We start from the raw sequence: 18,068 nt of genomic DNA on the forward strand, positions 1-18,068 counted from the left end.
TCCACCGACCGCCACGCGCTCTCAGGCGGGACGGGTGGGTGCCCGTAGTTCGATCTCGTAGCCGCCGTGGGGGGTGGGTTCGGCGACGAGGGTGCCGCCCAGCAGTTCGGCGCGCTCTTTCAGGCCGATCAGGCCGTGCCGGGCGCTGGGCAGGGCGACGGAGGGCCGGGTGGGGGCGGTGTTGGTGACGGTGACGCCGAAGTGCTGCGCGTCGTGCCACAGGCGCACCTCGGCGCGGGCGCCGGGGGCGTGCTTGCGCACGTTGGTGAGGGCTTCCTGGACCGTGCGGTAGACGGTGCGCTGGGCGGTCGTGCTGATGCCGGGCGGGAGGCCGCCGGTCAGGGTGGTCTCGATGCCGCTGCCCGCGATCAGCTGCTGGAGGTCGGCGAGGGTGGGCTGGGGGGTGAGTTCGGTTTCCTTGCCGCCGGAGGCGCGCAGCAGGGTGACCATGTGGCGGAGTTCGTCGAGGGTGTTCACGCTCAGGGTGCGGATGGTGCGGGCGGCGTCGCGGGCGTCGGGATCCTTGGCGGCGACCTGGAGGGCTCCGGCCTGTACGGCGATGAGGCTGACCTGGTGGGAGACGACGTCGTGCATCTCGCGGGCCAGTTGGGCGCGTTCGCGGGCGAGGACGGTCTGGGCGTACAGGGCGCGTTCGTGTTCACGGGCCTCTTCCACCTCGGCGAGCTGGCGGGCCACATCGTGTCCGGCCTGCACCAGCTGGCCGAACAGGATCGGGGCGAAGGCCGTGGCCAGCGTGTACACGAACTGCACGAGCGTCCAGGTCTGGTCGCCGGAGAACGAGTCGGACAGGGGCCAGGAGAGAGTGCTCGCCGCCGCGTTCAGCAGGGCGCAGCCGGCCAGCAGCGGGCGGTTGCGGGTGCGCGTGGCCAGTGTGTACAGGGCGGCAAGCGGCGCGACGGCCACGTCCATGAACAGGGTCATGGGCAGGGTCAGCAGGAAGACGACCAGGGGAAAGCGCCTGCGCAGGAACAGTCCGGCGCAGCCGACGGCGGCGCAGGCCCACATGAACGGTGTCGCCTCGCCGTAGAGATTGACCCAGGTGTCGAGCACGGCGAGCGCGACGAGGCCCGCGTCGACGGCCCAGGGCGGCACCCGCCGCCACAGCGCCTGACCCGTGCTCACCACCCGTTGTCCCGTGCCGCGTCGGCGCGGTCCTCGCTGAGCAGTCCGGCCCGCTCCGCGAGGAGCGCCGCCTGGACACGGCCGGCGACCCGGAGCTTGGTCAGGATCGAGCTGACGTGGTCCTTGACGGTGCCCGCGCTCAGATGGATGCGGGTGCCGATGTCGGCGTTGGACAGTCCTTCCGCGATCAGGACGAGCACGTCGCGTTCGCGGTCGCTGAGCAGGTTCACGCGCGCCACGTCGGCGTCCTGGGACGCGCCCGCCCCGGGATGCCTGCGCAGCAGAGCCCGCGAGGCCTTCGGGGACATCACCACCCCGCCGGCGGCCAGGGTGCGTACGAGCTGGGCGAGTTGTTCGGGCTCGGTGTCCTTGAGCAGGAAGCCCGCGGCTCCCGAGCGCAGCGCGGTCAGGATGTACTCGTCGGTGTCGAAGGTGGTCAGCATGGCCACCGTCGGCGGCTCGGGCAGCGTCTGGATCTCCCTCAGGACAGTCAGGCCGTCCACGTCCGGCATGCGGATGTCGAGGAGCACGACGTCCGGGTGCTCGCGCCGGATGGCGTCGGCCGCCTGCGCCCCCTCCGCGGTCGCCACGACCTGGATGCCGTCGGAGGCGTTCAGGATCAGCTCGAACCCGGACCGCACCAGCGCCTCGTCGTCCACCACCACTACCCGGATCACCGGCGTTCCGCCTCACGCTTGTCTGCTCTGTCCAGCTTCTCGGCTGACCCGTACACCCCGCATCGGGCCATCCATGTTCTCGTACGGTGATCGCCTGCCGTCGACAGTACGTCCGGCGGGGCGCGCGACGGTGCGGCCGCCGTGGACACCCGCCGCCCGGCAGGCCGGTTCCAGCCGGTCGGGGGGAGCGCTCCGGCCCGTCGGCGGGCGGGTGGGCGAGGCTCGGCGGATGGTGTCGGCGGGCGCCGGCCTCGTCGTAGGGGCCTACGGCTTGTCCCTGCTGCTGGCGGGCAGGACTGGAACATCTGCTCAACACCGCCACCACCCCGCCTCTTGAACGGTCTACCCGGCACCGAGCCCACCGGTGCGTACGGACGTACCCGTACAGCAGCCGTGGGGGCGACGTCATCGCGGAGTTCAGGGCGTACGACGGCCAGGCAGGCTCAGTGGACCAGTGAGGCCGCCCGCGTGGCGACAACGTGCACCCCTGCTTCGTAGAACTCAGGACGGAGGACGAACAGGACACCGGCGGCCGCCACCAGCGTCAGGCCGAGAAGTTCCAGCAACCCGCCTCTGCGGGGCGTGACGTCACGGTCCCGCACGTCGAGGTCGGCCGACTCCCCGGGGACGGTCCCGGGCTCCCTGTTGCGAACATGCTGTGTCATGCCTCCAGCCTGTCCGCCCGGCCGCTCTCCGCCCATCCGACGACTGTCGGGTCCGCCCCCGCCGAGTGGCTGGAGGACACCGGCCTTGAGTGGTACCCGCCGCGGCCGGCAGGCACATCAACCGCGCGTGTCGACGACCTGTGCGTCCGGCTGGTCGGCCGACGGCGGCGGGGCGGTGGCCACCGAGCCACCGCCGTGGAGCAGCACACTGCCGAGCACCGTCAGGGTCATGGCGTACAGGGCGGTGTCGGCGTACCGCCCGTCCGGCAGAGCGTTGCACGCGAGCAGTCCGAACACGATGGAGGTGGTGCCGCGTGGTCACGACGGTGGGCCAGTGGACGCCTTCCTCCATGGCGAGCACCACGGCGTTGCCGAAGAAGAACCACATGCACATCGTCGCCATCGAGTTGGTGTCCTCGATGAGCTGGAAGTCCGAGGCGTGGGGAGCCGAGGCGCCCCGTCGGCGGACCGGCGCCTGCCTGACGTAGCGAAAGGCGGTCCCGCACACGAACGAGCCCACGAAGCCGGCCACGAGGGCCTTCAGCGCGAACGGCACCGCCGTGCCGAGGGCCTGCATGGGCGTGCGGGTGACGGAATCGGTGCCGACGAGGATCAGTGCGAACAGGAAGAGGGGCGAGACGATGCCGTCGTTGTAGCCGCTCTCCACGTTGAGCACGCTGCGCACCCTCATAAGCCGCCGGCGAGTGAGGTGAGAATTGCCCGCAAGAATCATTGTGAATTTCTTCTTCCTCGCCCATCCCGCAGTCGGCTGCAGGCCCGCCGCCGTGATCGCTATTGCACAGTTGTGACGGCGAGCGCACAGCTTCGTCATGGGCCGTGGGAAGACTCCTTCTGATCGCGAAGGGCGGCAGGCCGAGCGGACCGCTCAGGTCCCGGGGACGGCGCGCGGCTCCCGCGAGACTCACGTCGCAGCGTCATTCACATTCCTGGGGGAACCTCGATGTCCGCTCGTAACCGTCGGAGCACCGCAGCCGTCATCACGGCAGGTGTGGCCGCGCTGCTCGCCCTGAGTGGCGCGGCCGCCACCGCGATGGCCGCTCCGTCCTCCGGCCGCGACGCCAGGGGCAGCGCCGCGCTGGTCGCCGCGTCCGCGTCCGCCCACACGCTCACCGTGCCCAGAGGTCTCACCATCAGCGACGGCACCCGCCATGTCTGGGTCAACGGCAAGTCGATCGACTTCGGCACCGTCGTCCGTGACCTGGCCTGGAACCCGCGCGGCACCAAGGCCGCCTTCATCGACGGCCACGGCAACCTGGAGGTCTCCGACCCCGACGGCAGCCACCGGGTGACCGTCGCCGCCAACCCGGGCGGACAGACCTGGTCCCACCCCACGTGGCAGGTCACCGCGGCCGACCGGACGAACGGCATCCCCGCGAAGAACAACATCATCTTCTCGGCCAAGGTCCACGGCAGCACCGTCCTGGAGCGCGTCAAGGCCACCGCCACCCACGGCACTCCGGCCAGGATCAGCCTGAACAACGACGACCCGGAGGCAGGCGCGCTGCCGCAGACCGACAACACCTGGCCCAACGTCGGCGGGACCTACGGCACTTCCGTCTACGAGAACACCCGCACCGGCGAGGTCTACATCCGTGACGACTACCTGCGTCAGCAGGGCGGTGCGCTGACCAGGGGTTCCGAGCCCGCGCTCGCCCCCGACGCGGAGGAGGTCGTCTTCGTGCGCTCCGTCGGCGGGCACGACCACCTCTTCGTCGACGACCTGAACGCCGGCAGCAACGCCGTCAAGGACATCACCCCGCACGCCACCACCGACTTCACCGAGCCCACCTGGTCGCCCGACGGCAGGACCATCGCCTTCCGCGCCCCCACCGGCACGTACACCGTGACCAGGACCGCCCACGGCTTCGGCAAGCCCGTGAAGGTCACCCAGCACACCGGCCTGCCGGCCTACCGCGGCTGACCGCCTCCCAACCGGCCGCCGGAGCAGGCGAGTTCGGCCCGTAGCTCCTCCAGATGCTGGTCGGCCCTGTCATGCGGCAGGTACTCGACCACATCGAGAAAGCGGAACAGGACCTGGGCCGAGGTGACGGCGAACTCGTAGTCGCCGAAGCCCACCACGGCACCCAGCTCACCACGAACGGCACCCCGGACGACATGCGCGGTCATGTCGTCCGGGTTTTCCGCTGTCAGCCCGCGCCGCGCGTTGGGGCGCGCCAGATACGGGCAGACCATCGAGGCGTAGAGCATGCAGGCGCGGTGCCCCGGAGCCTCCAGCGTCGCCGCCAGGTTGCGGTACGGCCGCCCGGCAGCGAGCGCCTCGCGGATCGCCGAGCTCTCCGCGGCGCCGACCACCCGCCACACCGGCCCCTTGGGCATCAGGGTGTTGCACACGGAACACAGCCGCCGTCGCGCGCACTCGGCGCTGCGCCCGTAGTCGGTGAGCGCGAACTGGGGTTGGTCGCCCTCCCACGGGGTGATGGCGGGCACCGGATAGCCACGGCTGTCCCGAGGTCGGGCCTCGACGCTCGCCGGCATGGGAACGGAATCGAATCGCACACCTCATGTTCAACCACATGACCGCCGCACCGCGACGGGCAATCAGACATGCCCGCACCGGGGAAGTCCCGGTACGGCGTTGCCCAGGCGGGCTTCCGGGCGTTGCTGTGTCATAGCCCTCTATCCAAGGAAGTCCGGACATGCCCCGTTCTGCTCATATCGCCATGGTCGGTACGCCTCTGGTCGGGCATGTGCTGCCCAGTCTGGAGATCATCCGTGAGCTTGTGGCGCGCGGTCATCGTGTGACGTATGCCAACGCCGGCCCCCTCGCCGAGCTGGTCGCCTCCACCGGCGCCGAGCCGATCGGCGTCACGTCCACTCTCCCGGTCGCCGGCCAGGACTGGCCGCGGGATCCCATCGCGTCCGCCTCCCGTTTCCTCGACGAGGCGATGGCCGTACTGCCGCAACTGCACGCCGTGTACGACGACGATCCCGCCGGTCTCTATCTCTACGACGTCGGCGCGTACGCGGGCCGTGCGCTGGCCGAGGCGCAGGGCCGCGGCCACGTCCAGCTGGCCGCGGGGCATGTGGCCTGGGAGGGCGCCCAGGAGGAGATCAGCGCGGCGTACGCCCAGCTGCCCGGAGGCCCCGCCTACCGGGCGCGGTTCGCGGACTGGCTGGGCCGGTGCGGTGCGGTGACGACGAACGTGGAGGAGTTCACCGGCCGTCCGAAGCGAGTGCTCGCCATGATTCCGCGCGCCCTGCAGCCGCTTGCGGAACGTGTCGACGCCGAGGCGGTGACGTTCGTCGGCCCGTGCTTGGGCGCCGAGCGGGAGCGGGACGGCTGGGCGCGGCCGGCCGGGGCGAAGAAGGTGCTGCTGGTGTCGCTGGCCGGCTCGGCGTACCACGCGGCGCAGGAGATCTACCACCAGTGTGCGGCCGCGTTCACGGATCTTCCCGGATGGCATGTGGTGCTGCAGACGCGCGGTGCCGACGATCTGGGCGAGCGGGTTCCCCGTAACTTCGAAGTGCGGCCGTGGGCCTCGCCGTTGACCGTTCTCGAGCAGGCGGACGTGTGGGTGACGCACACCGGGACGGACAGCAGCAGCCTGGGCCTGTGCACCGGGGTGCCGATGATCGCCGTGCCGAACGGCCCCGGCCAGGGCCTGCACGCCGACCGGCTCGTCGAACTGGGCGTCGCCCGCCGGGTCGACGCCGCGGACGTCACGGCGGCGACGCTGCGTACCGCCCTGATGGAACTCATCGGCGATCCACAGGTCGCCGCGCGCTCGGCATGGCTGTGGTCCGAGGTCCGCGCCGAGGGCGGCACCCGCCGGGCCGCGGATCTGATCGAAGAGCAGATGGTGGCGCCCCGCACATGTGCGCCGTCTCACGCACACCAATAACCATCCGAGTTGTCCAGATCACAGCGTAAATGCCCATTTGGCGTCCATCCTCGAAGCGGCTCAAGGAGCCCGAAGTGGAGCGCGGCGCCATTTACTTGGACACAACCTGCCTAAGTGGCCCATGACACAGCGTTCGTGGCGTTCTGCCTCGTCCCATCCCCCGTAGAGAGGTGCCACTCATGGCCGCTTACCTGTGCCCGCCTGCCGTGATACACGGTGAGCACACCGTGCAGACCAACGAAATCGTGGCGGAAGTGCGCGGTCGCCACCCGGACGCCGCGTGGGCGCCGAGGATCGACGGCATCGCGGCCAGTACGGGCATCGAATCCCGCGGATGGATGCTGCCGTTGGAGGCCGCCGTCGCGCCCGGCGGCGGGGGCGGTCTGCCGGCTGCCGGCGTCGGGCCGGCCCGGGAGGCGCTGGCCGGCGACGGGTTCACCGAGCAGGACGTGGACCGCGTGATAGCCGCCCTGGAGGCGATACCCGCACCGCAGACCGTCCAGGAGCGCACCGCGCCGGCCTGGGCGGCCGTGCAGTCCTGCGGGGAGCGTGCGGCGCGCGGAGCCCTGCAGATCGCGGGCCTGGACGCCTCGGACGTCGACTGTCTGATCACCAGTCACTCCACCACCCCGGCGCTGCCGGGGCTGGACGTCTCCCTGGCGAACAGGCTCCCGCTCCGGAACGACGTGCTGCTGCTGCCGGCCACGCAGTGGGCCTGCATAGCCGGGACCCGTTCCCTGGCGCTGGCGGCGGATCTCGTGGCCGCGGACCCCGACCGGGTGGTCCTGGTCGTGATCGCGGAGGCGCTGAGCACGACGTACCAGCCCGCGGACGACACCCTGGAGTCCTTGATCGTCCGGCTGCTGTTCGCGGACACCGCGGTCGCCGCGGTGGTCACGGGCCGCCCCAGGCCCGAGTCGGCGCTGCGGCTGGACGCCTCCTGGAACCACACCCTGCCCGGCACCCAGGACCTGCACCGCCTGGAGACACGTCAGGACGGCACCCACTTCGTGATGGACCGGCGCGGACCGCGCGCCGTGCAGGAGACGGTCACCGCGATGTGGGAGTGGCTGCGCCTGCGCTACCAGGACGACCCCGGCTCCTGGCACCCCGACGTGCTGCTCGCGCACCCCGGCGGGACGCGCGTGCTGGAGTACATGGAGCAGACGATGCCCGAGGGGTGGCCGTCGGGGCTGCTGGAGTACAGCCGGGACAGCTACACCAGCGGCAACCGCGGAGGCGCCGCCGTGTTCGACATCATGCGCAGGGCCTACGACGCCGGCCAGGAACCGGGCAGCCGTGCCGTCCTGTACGCGGCGGCTCCTGGCCTGACGGCCACCGCCCTGGAAGGCGAGTGGCTGTAGCCGCGTCACTTCTCCACCGACGCCCAGACCACCTTGCCGGTGTCCGTCCAGCGCACCCCCCACCGGGTGGTGAGGCCGTGCACGACGTGCAGGCCGCGACCGCCGTCGTCGAGGAGCCCGCCCCGGCCCAGCCGCGGCCGGCCGTTGCCGGTGTCGCCCACCTCGCACAGCAGCCCGTGACCGGTCCTGATCAGCCGTACCGTGAGGGGTCCGCCGGCGAAGCGGACCGCGTTGGCGACCAGTTCGTCGACCACCAGCAGCACCCTGTCCTGGGTCTCGGCCCTGACGCGCCACTGCCCCAGCAGCGCGGAGACCAGCGCGCGGGCCCGGGCAGCCGCGTCGACCCGCGCGGGCAGCCGCCAGGTCGCGGTGTCCCCCTTGCGGTAGCCGATCATGCGCGCGAGCAGCAGGGTCACGTCGTCGCGCCGGTGCGCGGGCGCGAGCGCCGAGACCACGCGCCGGGCGGCCTGCTGCAGGGCGTCCCAGGGGTGCACCGTGGCCACGGCGTCCGCCAGCCTGGTGATGCCCTCGTCGATCGACAGGGCGGGATCCTCCACCAGGCCGTCGGTGTAGAGGGCGAGCAGTGAGCCCGGGGGTGCGGCGAACGCGTGCACCTCGTACGGCTCCCGCAGCGCGAACTCGGCACCCAGCCCGGGATGGGGGCGCACGGCGACCGGGCCGGCGGGCCCGCCCGGGGGCATCAGGACCGGGGGGAGGTGGCCGGCGCTGGCCAGCGCCACATGGTGGCTGACCGGGTCGTACACGGCGATGCAGCAGGTCGAGCCGAGGGCGCTGTAGCCGGCCGCCAGCCCGGACTCGGCGTCGTCCAGCAGTGACACGGTCTCGTCCAGGTGCTCCAGCACCTCGTCGGGCGCCAGCCCCGCGGACAGCAGCGCTCGGGCCTCCATGCTCAGCTGTCCCATGGTCGCCGCGGCTCCCAGGCCGTGCCCGACGACGTCACCGACCACCAGCGCGGTACGGCCGTCCGGCAGCGGAAAGCTGTTCACCCAGTCCCCGCCGACGCCCGCGCTGTCGGGGGTCGCGGGCTGGTAGACGCTGGCGGTCTCTATGGTGTCGCCGCCGGACCGGGGCAGCAGCCGGCGCTGCAGCGCCAGCACCTGCGTGTGCTCGCGCTGGTGCTGACGGGCCAGGTCCACGTGGTGGGAGGTCCTGGCCACCAGCTCCTGAAGGTCGAACAGCTCGCTGTCCTCGAAGGGGCGGTCCGCCCGGCGCCAGACCTCCGCGACCCCCAGGACGACGGGCGGCGCGCCGTCCAGGACCAGCGGAATGCACGCCAGGGCCGCCGCCTGGTCTCCGGGCACCAGGGCACGGACCAGCCGCGGACTGCCGAGCACCCGCTCGATCGCTTCCCGGTCGGGTATGACGAGGGCCTGCGCGGCGTCGTCGCGCCGTATCGCCTGGGACAGCAGGCGGCTCGCATCGCCGGGAAGGTCGTCGCCCGGGGTCAGATAGCCGTCGGGCCAGGCCCGGTCCGGCACCAGGGCCGCCCGCCGCAGCCGGAGGCGCTGCTGCGGCTGCCCCGTGACCACCTCGCCCGTCCACACGGCGAAGTCGAGGTCGATGGCGGTCACGTCTCCCCAGGCCAGCAGGGACTGAGCCAGGGACTGCGCGGTCTCGCCGATGTCCAGCGAGGTGCCGATCGCGGTCTCGGCGGCGTACAGGTGCAGCCTCCTGGCCATGGCGATCAGGGAGACGGTCAGGCCCTCCTGGGGCGCCGCGGCGGACAGGATGCTCATCGAGACCACCAGTTCCGAGCCGTCGCCGCGGCGCAGGCGCTGGACCCGGGCGACATGCGGCTCACCGGTCTCGAGGACCTGCCGCAGCCGCCGCGTGACCGTCGGTACGTCCCAGGGCGGCAGCAGATCGACGAAGGGTTTCCCGGTCACGGCCTCCACCCCCGCGAAGACGGGGGCGTCCAGATTGCAGCGGGTGATGCGCAGGTCCCGGTCCAGGCTGACCGCGCCGAGGATCTGCTCCGGACGGCCGGGGGCCGGACCGGCGGCCGCGCGAGGGCGGGCGCCGCTCTCGTCCCGCCGATCGGCGGAACCGGCCGCCGCCGCTCCCTCACCTGGCATGTACCGCCCCAAAGCGCCGCTGACCATGTCGAACGGCGACGAAGGGGAGGGGGTGGAGTCCATGCGGCTCTCTCAGCTCGCTCACCGGCCACGGCACAGCGCCGGGGTCGTATCGGAACCCGGGCGACAGGGCCCCGAGATTCCTGACCGCACAGCTCATTCAATAACACCCGCGCCCGCTTCGCCCACACCAGCGGATCACCCGCCGGGGTCGGTACCGAGGGACTCGTTGGACGAGGGGCACCACGCGGGGCCGGTTACGGGCGGCATCGGCCCGCTCCTCGGCGGGATCCTCCGGCGGCTGGGTCACCGACCCGACCGCAGCCCGAAACGCACTCGGCTGACGGACCTGAGCCGGTGTGCCGTGGTGGTCACGCCGCCGCGTTCAACAGGCCGGCCAGTACGTCGGGCCGTTCCAGGGCGATGAAGTGCCCGGCCTTCGGCACCTGCGTGAACCCGGCGGCCGGCAGCAGCTGCCGGTTGGCTTCCCGGTCCGAGGGCCGGGACCAGTCCTTCTCCCCGTAGACGAGGTGGACGGGCGCCTTGACCTCGGGATAGCGCGAGCGGGCCGCGATGAGGCTGGGCAGGGCCTGGTACACGGCCCGCGCGACGGTCGGGTAGCCGGGGCGGCCGCCCACCCGCACCAGCTCGTCCACGTAGTCCGCCCGCAGCGCGCTCCTGTCGCCGAGGCCGCCCCGGAGGATCGCGCGGAGGGCGGGCCTGGGCTCCACCCCGGCGATCACCGGACCCACTCCGGGGGCGAGCACCCCGCTGACCACCACGCGGGCGAGGAGGCCGGAGCGGGCGATCCCGCCGCGGAAGTCGTACGTGTTCACCGCGACGACGCGCCGGACCCGCTCCGGGAGCTCCGCCGCGGTGGTCAGGGCGAGCACCGCCCCCATGGACTCCCCGGCCAACGTCACGTCCCGCAGGTCGAGTCCGGTGAGGAGCCGCTCGACGCCCGCGCGCATGGCCGGTTCGTCGTAGGACGCACCCGGCACGATCTCGGAGTAGCCCATCCCCGGCAGGTCGAGGGCGTACACGGTGTACCGGTCCGCGATCAGCGGGACGAGGAGGCGGAAGTGTTCGGCCTGCGTGCGCACGGTGTGCAGCAGGACCAGCGGGGCGCCGGTGCCCGCCTTGAGGTAGCGCAGGGTTCCCTCGCGGCCGTCGAGGCCCGCGCGCGGGGCCAGGGTGTGGCTGGTGGTCCCCGGGATGTGGATCGTGGGACGTGACTCCTGGGCGGGCATCTCACCGACTCCTCGGGTGGAAAGGGGCTTACTTCGCCAGCTGGGCGTACAGCCCCGCCAGGTCCCCGGCCAGACCCGCCTTGACCTGCCGCGAGATGTCGTCGGCGAGCACCTCGTACGCCCCGGTCTCGATGCCGTCGAGGGCGAGGGCGGCGACGTCACGGGGGTCGGACTTGGGTGCGTCGACATCCGCCGCGAGGTCCGTGTCCACGTAACCCACGTGCAGTCCGGTGACACCGATGCCGCGCGGCTGCAGTTCCAGGCGCAGGGAGTTGGTCTGCGACCACAGGGCGGCCTTGGAGGCGCTGTAGGAGCCGCCGAGGGCCAGCCAGGAGAGCACGGAGTGCACGTTCAGGATGTGGCCGCCGCCGTTGCGCTCGATGACCGGCACGAAGGCCCGGGCGACCAGGAGCGGGCCGTAGAAGTTGGTCTCGAACTCCCGGCGTACGTCGTCGACCGGGGAGCCGAGGAAGGACGCGCCGACCGCGGCACCGGCGTTGTTGATCAGCACGGTGACGTCCTGGGCCTGCGCGGCGGCCGCCGCCACGGAGGCCGGGTCGGTGACCTCCAGCGCCACCGGGACGGCGTCGGGATGCGTCACGCCACGCGGATCACGGGCCGTGGCGTAGACCTTGCCGGCACCACGCGCGTACAGCTCTTCCACCAGCGCCTTGCCTATGCCACGGCTGCCGCCGGTGACGAAGACGTGGGCGCCCTTCAATGCGGTCATGACTGCCTCCGAAGAATGTGAAACCGATCGGTTTCCACTCAAGGTAAACCGATCGGTTTCCGGACGCAAGCCCGGCAGGGGCTTGCACGGGAAAACCGATCGGTTTACGGTGATGAAACTGATCGGTTTCCCGCCGTGCGGGCGAGTCTCGCACCCGCATCACGAGGAGCACGGATGACTGCCGCGCGCGACGCCGAGGGGCAACCGGCGACCCCGGCTCCCAGGCTTCCGGCGAAGCTCGCCGCCCACCCGTCGGTTCAGGCCGTGCTCGCCCGCCGCAAGGCCGGTGACGGGGCGCGCCCGCCGGCGGTGATCGACGCCGCCTGGCTGCGCGAGCTGTGCCTGGCGGCCGGTGCGGACGACGCCGCCGCGGTCAGCCTGGACCACCCCGACCTGACCGGCGAGCGCGCGTACGCGCAGGCCGCGCTGCCCGGCACCCGCACCCTGATCGCGATGGCGGTCCGGATGAACCGCGACAACTGCCGCTCACCGGCCCGCAGCGTGGCCAACCAGGAGTTCCACCAGACCGACGAGCAGGCCAACCACGCGGCCCGCAGCGTCACCCGGGCACTCCAGGACGCCGGTTACCGCGCGCTCAATCCGTCCGTCGGCTTCCCGCAGGAGATGGACCGCTTCCCCCGCGAGCGGATCTGGGTGGTGGCGCACAAGACGGTCGCGGTGGCCGCCGGGCTCGGTGTGATGGGCCTGCACCGCAACGTCATCCACCCGAGGTTCGGCAGCTTCGTCCTGCTCGCGACCGTCCTGGTGGACGCGGAAGTGGGCGAGTACGGGCAGGCGCTGGACCACAACCCGTGCATCGACTGCAAGTTGTGCGTCGCCGCCTGCCCGGTGGGCGCCATCGCCAAGGACGGCTCCTTCGACGGCCTGGCCTGCACCACGCACAACTACCGGGAGTTCATGAGCGGTTTCACCGACTGGGCGCAGACCGTGGCCGACAGCGAGGACGCCGCCGACTACCGCTCCCGGGTCACCGACTCCGAGAGCGCCTCCCTGTGGCAGAGCCTGTCCTCGCCCCCCGGCTACAAGTCGGGCTACTGCCTCGCCGTCTGCCCCGCCGGCGAGGACGTCCTCGGCCCCTACCTGGACGACCGCAAGAGCTTCATGGACACCGTGCTGCGCCCGCTCCAGGACAAGAAGGAAACCCTCTACGTCCTGCCGGGCTCCCACGCACAGGAGTACGCCCGGCGCCGCTTCCCCCACAAGCCCGTCAAGGAGGTCACCGGCGGCTGGCAGCCCCCGGCCAAGCGCCCCAGGGCATCCTGAGGCCCACCGCGGAAACCGCATGGAAACCGATCAGTTTTCTTTCTCTCGGAACCGAGTTAACCTCGCAGCATGACCACCGAGGCGAAGCCAAGCCCCCGAGAGCGGCTGCTGGACGCGGCGGCCACGCTCACCTACCGCGAAGGTGTCGGTATCGGTGTGGACGCCCTGTGCAAGGCGGCGGGGGTGTCGAAGCGCTCCATGTACCAGCTGTTCGAGAGCAAGGACGAACTGCTGGCGGCGAGCCTTGAGCAGCGCGCGGCCGCCTACGTGGCGACGCTCCTGCCCCCGGCGGACGACGACCGTCCGCCCCGGGAGCGGATCCTGCACATCTTCGAGCAGGTGGAGTCGGCGTCGGACACCCCCGAGTTCCGGGGCTGCCGCTACCTGGCCGTCCAGATCGAGCTCAAGGACCCGAGCCACCCGGCGAGCCAGGTCGCCCACCGGGTCAAGGAGAACCTGACCGGCTTCTTCCGCGCCGAGGCCGAGCAGGGCGGGGCGAGCGATCCCGGCCTGCTGGCCCGGCAGCTCAGCCTGGTCTTCGACGGCGCCAGCGCCCGTGCCGGGATCGGGGCGGACACACTGCCGGGGCTCGTCGCGCCCACGGTGACCACCCTGCTCGACGCGGCGGGCATGCGCTGACGCATCGCCCGTCCGGAGAACTCTCCTACCGCCCGGCGCCGGGACGCGTCGAGATCAGCTCATTCGACGACTGGGGCTGAAGGCAGGGGGTGAGCGTGCACCAGGGGCGCCGCCCGCCCCCGGAAAAATCTCTCCGGTTTCGCGTAATCGCTCCCGCCCCGCCGAAGTCTCCCTGGGTGAACCCCCGACCGGGTCCCGAGCCCACAGGAGGCACACGTCCATGCACACAGAGTTCCTCAGGACCGGGAGGCGCACCTCGTGAGCACCCACCGCCTCGACGTCCCCCAGCTCCACCGGCGTCTCGATGAACGGCGTCGGGAACTCGGCCTCACCTGGCGCGGTGTGGCACAGCAGACGCGGCTCGCTCCGGCCACGTTCAGCCGGATCACCGACGGCCGTTCGCTCGAAGCCGACGCGCTCATCACCCTCCTGGTCTGGCTCGGCCTCGACACCGGCATCGCGTCCTTGATCGAACCCGGCGCCACACCGCTTCCCTGCCCGGACTGCGGACGGGTCCTCCAGCCGAAGCGCGACGGCGGCATGCGCGCCCATCCCTGCCGGAAGGCCGCCGGCTGACGGCGGTTCGCCTGCTCTCACCGCAGGCGGCACCATCGCGCTCGCCCGTCCCCGTCCCGCCCTGAACTTCACCGGAGCAAGGCCTTGATCCCGTTCCTGCTCATCCTCAGCGTGCTGTGCCTGTCCGGCTGCTTCATCGTCTACAGCATGAGCCCTCCCGACCACGCCACCGTGAGCGGCACCCGCGCTCAGGACGAGGCCGCGTTTCTCGCCATGGAACGCGGCCGCTTCGACGAGCTCGTCGCAGATCTCGACCTGCGGACCCCGGAATGCGACCGGGCCAGGCACGACGTGAGTGACCGCCACAGCGTCAACACGATCACCAGCGACGCCCTCGACGACCTGTATGCCGAACGTGACCTGCTGCGTGAGCACCTCGCCACCGCCGGCCGGCCGAACCTCGACGCCCTCCTCGACGCCTACACCCACCGGGGCACGGCGATCCGGCAGGCCCTCCGCCTGGTGGACACCGTCATCGGCGCCCCGTCCGCCGACGCCGCCGGGCAGCGGGCCGTGCGGGACTTCGCCCACCAGGTCCGAAACGCCCTGAAGTGATCAACGCCCGGGTGCGGCCGTCTTCCACACGGTGTGGAAAGCCAGCCGCAGACAGGCCGCGAGGGCCGGGTGTTCGATGAAGAGGGTGGTCGTGGAGCCGGCGCCGGCCACCGGGTCGGGCATGTCGCACAGGACGAAGGAGGCGTCGGCTATGACGAGTTTCAGGGGCAGTTCGGGGGCGAAGCGCGCCTCCTCCCCGGCGGCGGCGAAGCGCCGTACGTGCTCCACCGTCTCGGGGTCGTCCAGGGCGTCGTCGAGGTAGATCGCCCGGACGGTGCCGCCGGAGCGGTGGAGCCGGCGGACCACCGTGATGCCCTCGGTGTTGTCCGCGGGCGCGACGAACGGCGGTTTGCAGAAGGTGAGAAGTTCGTGCTGCGCCTGCCGCTGGATGTCGGCGAAGCGCTCGGCGATCGCCTTCGGGTCGCGCAGGATCTCGATGTAGTCCAGCGGATCGGTGTGCTCCCGCCCCTGGGACCAGAGCGGCTGCAGCACACCGGCCAGCCCCTGCGAGACCCGCTCCAGGCGGTCGACGGACTCACGTTGCCGCGCCATCAGCCGGGCGAGGGCCAGCTCGGGTGTGACGGCGGAGTACGTGGCCACGCGGCCGGGGTGAGAGGTGGCCAACTGCCGCCGTACCAGCGCATCCAGCACGTCGTAGACGCGCTGGCGCGGCACGTCGGCCTCCCGGGCGACCTCGGCGGCCGTGTAGGAACCACGCCTGACGAGTGCCAGGTAGACCCGTGCCTCGTACCGGGCCAGGCCCAGTGACATCAGGTCGTTGATGGTTCCGTCTTCAAGCTCCATGGCTGCACAAGGTACCTGTCGTCGCAGGGGAGTTGGGGACCAAGGTTTTACCAACCCGCACTGTTCTCTTCGGCAAAGTGTCAATAACCTCATGGGCAGCCACCACTGACCGGGGTGGCAACCAACACAATGCCCGGAACACGGCTCTCCTCGGCCACCCCCAACGGAAACCGCTTGTCATGCACGTGACATCAGTCACGGCGGTGAGCGCTTCCGGCCGCCGACACGGAGCCACCCATCCCCCCACGGAGGGCAGTTCATTGAGTTCTCACCGCAGAAGGAACCTGATACGCCGCGGCGCGCCGGCACTGCTGTCGGCAGCGGCTCTGATCACCGGCGGTCTGGCCGTCGCCTCGCAGTCGTCGGCCTTCGCGAGCACCACCACCGCGGCGCCCGCGGCCACCACGGTGCACACGCATCGGCTCTGTTCCCAGCCGAGCAAGCCCGGCTACATGGCGTGCCAGGCGGAGGTCCGCACGGACCTCAAGGCGCAGAAGTCCCTGGGCCGCCAGGACACCCCCAAGGGCTTCGGACCGGCCGATCTGCAGGCCGCCTACAACCTGCCCAAGGACGGCGGCAAGGACGCCACGGTCGCGATCGTCGACGCGAACGACGACCCGAACGCCGAGAAGGACCTGGCGGCCTACCGCTCCCAGTACGGCCTGCCGGAGTGCAGCACGAGCAACGGCTGCTTCAAGAAGATCGACCAGGACGGCGGCACGAACTACCCGGCGCCGGACGCCGGTTGGGCCGGCGAGATCTCCCTCGACGTCGACATGGTCAGCGCGGCCTGCCCGCAGTGCCACATCCTGCTCGTCGAGGCCAAGTCCGCCAACATGGACGACCTCGGCGCGGCCGTGAACCAGGCCGTCAAGCAGGGCGCCAAGTACGTCTCCAACAGCTACGGCGGCAGCGAGGAGGCCGCCGACACCTCCTCGGACGACCAGTACTTCAAGCACCCCGGCGTCGCCATCACCGTCAGCTCCGGTGACAGCGGCTACGGCGTCGAGTACCCGGCCGCCTCGCAGTACGTCACCGCCGTCGGCGGCACCTCGCTCAAGAAGGACAGCAGCACCCGCGGCTGGTCCGAGTCCGTCTGGGGCACCTCCGCAGGCGGCAACGGGGCGGGCTCGGGCTGCTCGCAGTTCGACGCCAAGCCGTCCTGGCAGAAGGACAGCGGCTGCGCCAAGCGCGCCGTCGCCGACGTGGCCGCCGTCGCGGACCCGGCCACCGGACTCGCCGTCTACGACACCTACCAGGCCAGCGGCTGGAACGTGTACGGCGGCACCAGCGCCTCCTCGCCGTTCATCGCCGGCGTGTACGCCCTCGCGGGCACTCCCGGCAATGACGTTCCGGCCGCGTACCCCTACGCCCACCCGGACCAGCTGAACGACGTCACCGACGGGGCCAACGGCTCCTGCAGCGACTACCTGTGCAAGGCGGGCAAGGGGTACGACGGCCCGACGGGCCTCGGTACCCCGAACGGTGTCGCGGCCTTCACCAAGTAATACGCGCGACTAGGGCCCGGGTCACTGACCCGGGCCCTTGTTGCGGTTATGGCGTCACCAGTTGACGGCGTCGTCCATCGACTGCTGCCAGTACGTGACCTTCAGCGAGTCGTCGACGTAGACGCCCTTCGCGGGCAGCGAGGGGTGCGCGCCCTTGCCGACGCTCCCGGTCATGGAACGACCCTGGAAGTACACCGTCAGGGACTTCGAGGTGTAGCCGTGCGAGCCGCTGCCGTCGGTCGCGGACAGGTTCACCGAGGCGTACCCGGACTGACCCGGCTCCAGCGTGACCACGGCCTGCGGCTGCGAGTCCTTGATGACCGGCGGCACGGACTGCGACTGCCCGAACTGCACGGCCGGGTAGCCGTAGAGGAAGCAGGTCCTGCTGCCCGTGTTGGTCACCGTGAGCAGCATGTGGTTCACCGGGCGGGTCAACGGAGCCGCGACCGTCCTGGTGTTGGAACCCTCACAGGTCACCGGCTTGTTGGAGGACCCCTGCGCCTTCGACGCCGAGGCAGCGGTGGTGGACTTCGAACCGGTGGTGGAACCGCTGGTGGACTTGCCACCGGAGGAGCCCGTCGAGCCCGTGGAACCCGTCGAGCCCGAGGAACCCGAAGACGATCCCGCGGAGCCGGTCGAACCCGTGGAGGTGGAGTCCGCGCCCGACGAGGCCCCACCGGACGAAGAGCCCGTGGAGGCGGACGCCGCCGAGCCCTCGTCGTGGGTGCCCGTGCCGTTGTTGCACGCGGTCAGGGAGAGTGCGGCGAGAACGGCGGTCGCGGCGGCGGCGGCGAGACGGGTGCGGGAGGTGCGGAGACCGGACATGTTGCTGTGCCCCTTCGGTGTTCGGGTGGCGGTGGTGATTGGATGACCGAAGCTTGTGAGGTGATCCG

At 71.4% G+C, this 18,068-nt stretch carries 19 protein-coding genes; 9 read left to right on the forward strand and 10 right to left on the reverse strand.

Going from position 1 to position 18,068, the window contains the following annotated elements; all coding sequences use genetic code 11:
* Nucleotides 1-21: 21 nt before the first annotated feature.
* The 4 genes from ACFY1U_RS16640 to ACFY1U_RS16655 form a co-directional block, all read right to left on the reverse strand.
* A complete protein-coding gene (locus ACFY1U_RS16640; RefSeq protein ID WP_390694839.1) occupies nt 22-1,143 on the reverse strand; it encodes a sensor histidine kinase in 1,122 nt (373 codons plus the stop codon).
* On the reverse strand, nt 1,140-1,808 hold the full coding sequence (locus ACFY1U_RS16645; RefSeq protein WP_390695219.1) for a response regulator: 669 nt from the start codon (nt 1,806-1,808) through the stop codon (nt 1,140-1,142). The genes ACFY1U_RS16640 and ACFY1U_RS16645 overlap by 4 nt, the downstream gene beginning before the upstream one ends.
* Nucleotides 1,809-2,263: 455 nt before the next feature.
* Nucleotides 2,264-2,485: a hypothetical protein gene (locus ACFY1U_RS16650; protein ID WP_390694840.1), complete on the reverse strand. Its 222-nt coding sequence runs from the start codon at nt 2,483-2,485 to the stop codon at nt 2,264-2,266.
* A 117-nt stretch (nt 2,486-2,602) separates the two neighbouring features.
* On the reverse strand, nt 2,603-2,782 hold the full coding sequence (locus ACFY1U_RS16655; RefSeq protein WP_390694841.1) for a hypothetical protein: 180 nt from the start codon (nt 2,780-2,782) through the stop codon (nt 2,603-2,605).
* A gap of 17 nt (nt 2,783-2,799) precedes the next feature.
* Between ACFY1U_RS16655 and ACFY1U_RS16660 the strand changes: the two genes are divergently transcribed.
* Both ACFY1U_RS16660 and ACFY1U_RS16665 read left to right on the forward strand, forming a co-directional pair.
* Nucleotides 2,800-2,973 (forward strand): hypothetical protein, encoded by a 174-nt coding sequence (locus tag ACFY1U_RS16660; protein ID WP_390694842.1) that lies wholly within the window; start codon nt 2,800-2,802, stop codon nt 2,971-2,973.
* 473 nt (nt 2,974-3,446) lie between these two features.
* Nucleotides 3,447-4,427, forward strand: a complete 981-nt coding sequence (locus tag ACFY1U_RS16665; protein ID WP_390694843.1) for a TolB family protein — start codon at nt 3,447-3,449, stop codon at nt 4,425-4,427.
* Here ACFY1U_RS16665 and ACFY1U_RS16670 read toward each other — a convergent pair.
* A complete protein-coding gene (locus ACFY1U_RS16670; RefSeq protein ID WP_390694844.1) occupies nt 4,415-5,002 on the reverse strand; it encodes a hypothetical protein in 588 nt (195 codons plus the stop codon). The two genes, ACFY1U_RS16665 and ACFY1U_RS16670, sit on opposite strands and share 13 nt — an antisense overlap.
* A 161-nt stretch (nt 5,003-5,163) precedes the next feature.
* Here ACFY1U_RS16670 and ACFY1U_RS16675 point away from each other — a divergent pair, with 161 nt between their 5' ends.
* Together ACFY1U_RS16675 and ACFY1U_RS16680 are read left to right on the forward strand one after the other, a co-directional pair.
* Nucleotides 5,164-6,369, forward strand: coding sequence for a macrolide family glycosyltransferase (locus ACFY1U_RS16675; protein ID WP_390694845.1), 1,206 nt, complete (start codon nt 5,164-5,166; stop codon nt 6,367-6,369).
* Between the two features lie 179 nt (nt 6,370-6,548).
* Nucleotides 6,549-7,733, forward strand: coding sequence for a type III polyketide synthase (locus ACFY1U_RS16680; RefSeq protein ID WP_390694846.1), 1,185 nt, complete (start codon nt 6,549-6,551; stop codon nt 7,731-7,733).
* Nucleotides 7,734-7,738: 5 nt separating this feature from the next.
* Here ACFY1U_RS16680 and ACFY1U_RS16685 read toward each other — a convergent pair whose 3' ends face one another.
* The 3 genes from ACFY1U_RS16685 to ACFY1U_RS16695 all read right to left on the reverse strand — a co-directional run bounded on the left by ACFY1U_RS16685 (nt 7,739) and on the right by ACFY1U_RS16695 (nt 11,809).
* Nucleotides 7,739-9,892 (reverse strand): SpoIIE family protein phosphatase, encoded by a 2,154-nt coding sequence (locus ACFY1U_RS16685; protein WP_390694847.1) that lies wholly within the window; start codon nt 9,890-9,892, stop codon nt 7,739-7,741.
* A 308-nt stretch (nt 9,893-10,200) separates the two neighbouring features.
* Complete coding sequence (locus ACFY1U_RS16690; RefSeq protein WP_390694848.1) at nt 10,201-11,079, reverse strand: alpha/beta fold hydrolase; 879 nt, start codon at nt 11,077-11,079, stop codon at nt 10,201-10,203.
* Between the two features lie 28 nt (nt 11,080-11,107).
* A complete protein-coding gene (locus tag ACFY1U_RS16695; protein ID WP_390694849.1) occupies nt 11,108-11,809 on the reverse strand; it encodes an SDR family oxidoreductase in 702 nt (233 codons plus the stop codon).
* 174 nt (nt 11,810-11,983) lie between these two features.
* Here ACFY1U_RS16695 and ACFY1U_RS16700 point away from each other — a divergent pair, with 174 nt between their 5' ends.
* The 4 genes from ACFY1U_RS16700 to ACFY1U_RS16715 all read left to right on the forward strand — a co-directional run bounded on the left by ACFY1U_RS16700 (nt 11,984) and on the right by ACFY1U_RS16715 (nt 14,863).
* Nucleotides 11,984-13,093: a 4Fe-4S binding protein gene (locus tag ACFY1U_RS16700; protein WP_390694850.1), complete on the forward strand. Its 1,110-nt coding sequence runs from the start codon at nt 11,984-11,986 to the stop codon at nt 13,091-13,093.
* Nucleotides 13,094-13,162: 69 nt separating this feature from the next.
* Nucleotides 13,163-13,732 carry a TetR/AcrR family transcriptional regulator gene (locus ACFY1U_RS16705; RefSeq protein ID WP_390694851.1) on the forward strand — a complete coding sequence of 190 codons (570 nt, stop codon included), beginning with the start codon at nt 13,163-13,165 and terminating at the stop codon, nt 13,730-13,732.
* A 258-nt stretch (nt 13,733-13,990) separates the two neighbouring features.
* Nucleotides 13,991-14,308 carry a hypothetical protein gene (locus ACFY1U_RS16710; RefSeq protein WP_390694852.1) on the forward strand — a complete coding sequence of 106 codons (318 nt, stop codon included), beginning with the start codon at nt 13,991-13,993 and terminating at the stop codon, nt 14,306-14,308.
* 84 nt (nt 14,309-14,392) lie between these two features.
* Nucleotides 14,393-14,863, forward strand: a complete 471-nt coding sequence (locus ACFY1U_RS16715) for a hypothetical protein (protein ID WP_390694853.1) — start codon at nt 14,393-14,395, stop codon at nt 14,861-14,863.
* Here ACFY1U_RS16715 and ACFY1U_RS16720 read toward each other — a convergent pair whose 3' ends face one another.
* Nucleotides 14,864-15,667 carry a TrmB family transcriptional regulator gene (locus tag ACFY1U_RS16720; RefSeq protein ID WP_390694854.1) on the reverse strand — a complete coding sequence of 268 codons (804 nt, stop codon included), beginning with the start codon at nt 15,665-15,667 and terminating at the stop codon, nt 14,864-14,866. It abuts the gene before it with no gap.
* Between the two features lie 260 nt (nt 15,668-15,927).
* Here ACFY1U_RS16720 and ACFY1U_RS16725 point away from each other — a divergent pair, with 260 nt between their 5' ends.
* Nucleotides 15,928-17,175, forward strand: coding sequence for a S8 family serine peptidase (locus ACFY1U_RS16725; RefSeq protein ID WP_390694855.1), 1,248 nt, complete (start codon nt 15,928-15,930; stop codon nt 17,173-17,175).
* Nucleotides 17,176-17,229: 54 nt separating this feature from the next.
* On the opposite strand, the gene ACFY1U_RS16730 is transcribed toward ACFY1U_RS16725, so the two are convergent.
* A complete protein-coding gene (locus ACFY1U_RS16730) occupies nt 17,230-18,000 on the reverse strand; it encodes a DUF4232 domain-containing protein (RefSeq protein ID WP_390694856.1) in 771 nt (256 codons plus the stop codon).
* Nucleotides 18,001-18,068 lie beyond the last annotated feature (68 nt).

The sequence above is a fragment of the Streptomyces sp. NPDC001351 genome, assembly GCF_042896045.1.
Taxonomy (GTDB): domain Bacteria; phylum Actinomycetota; class Actinomycetes; order Streptomycetales; family Streptomycetaceae; genus Streptomyces.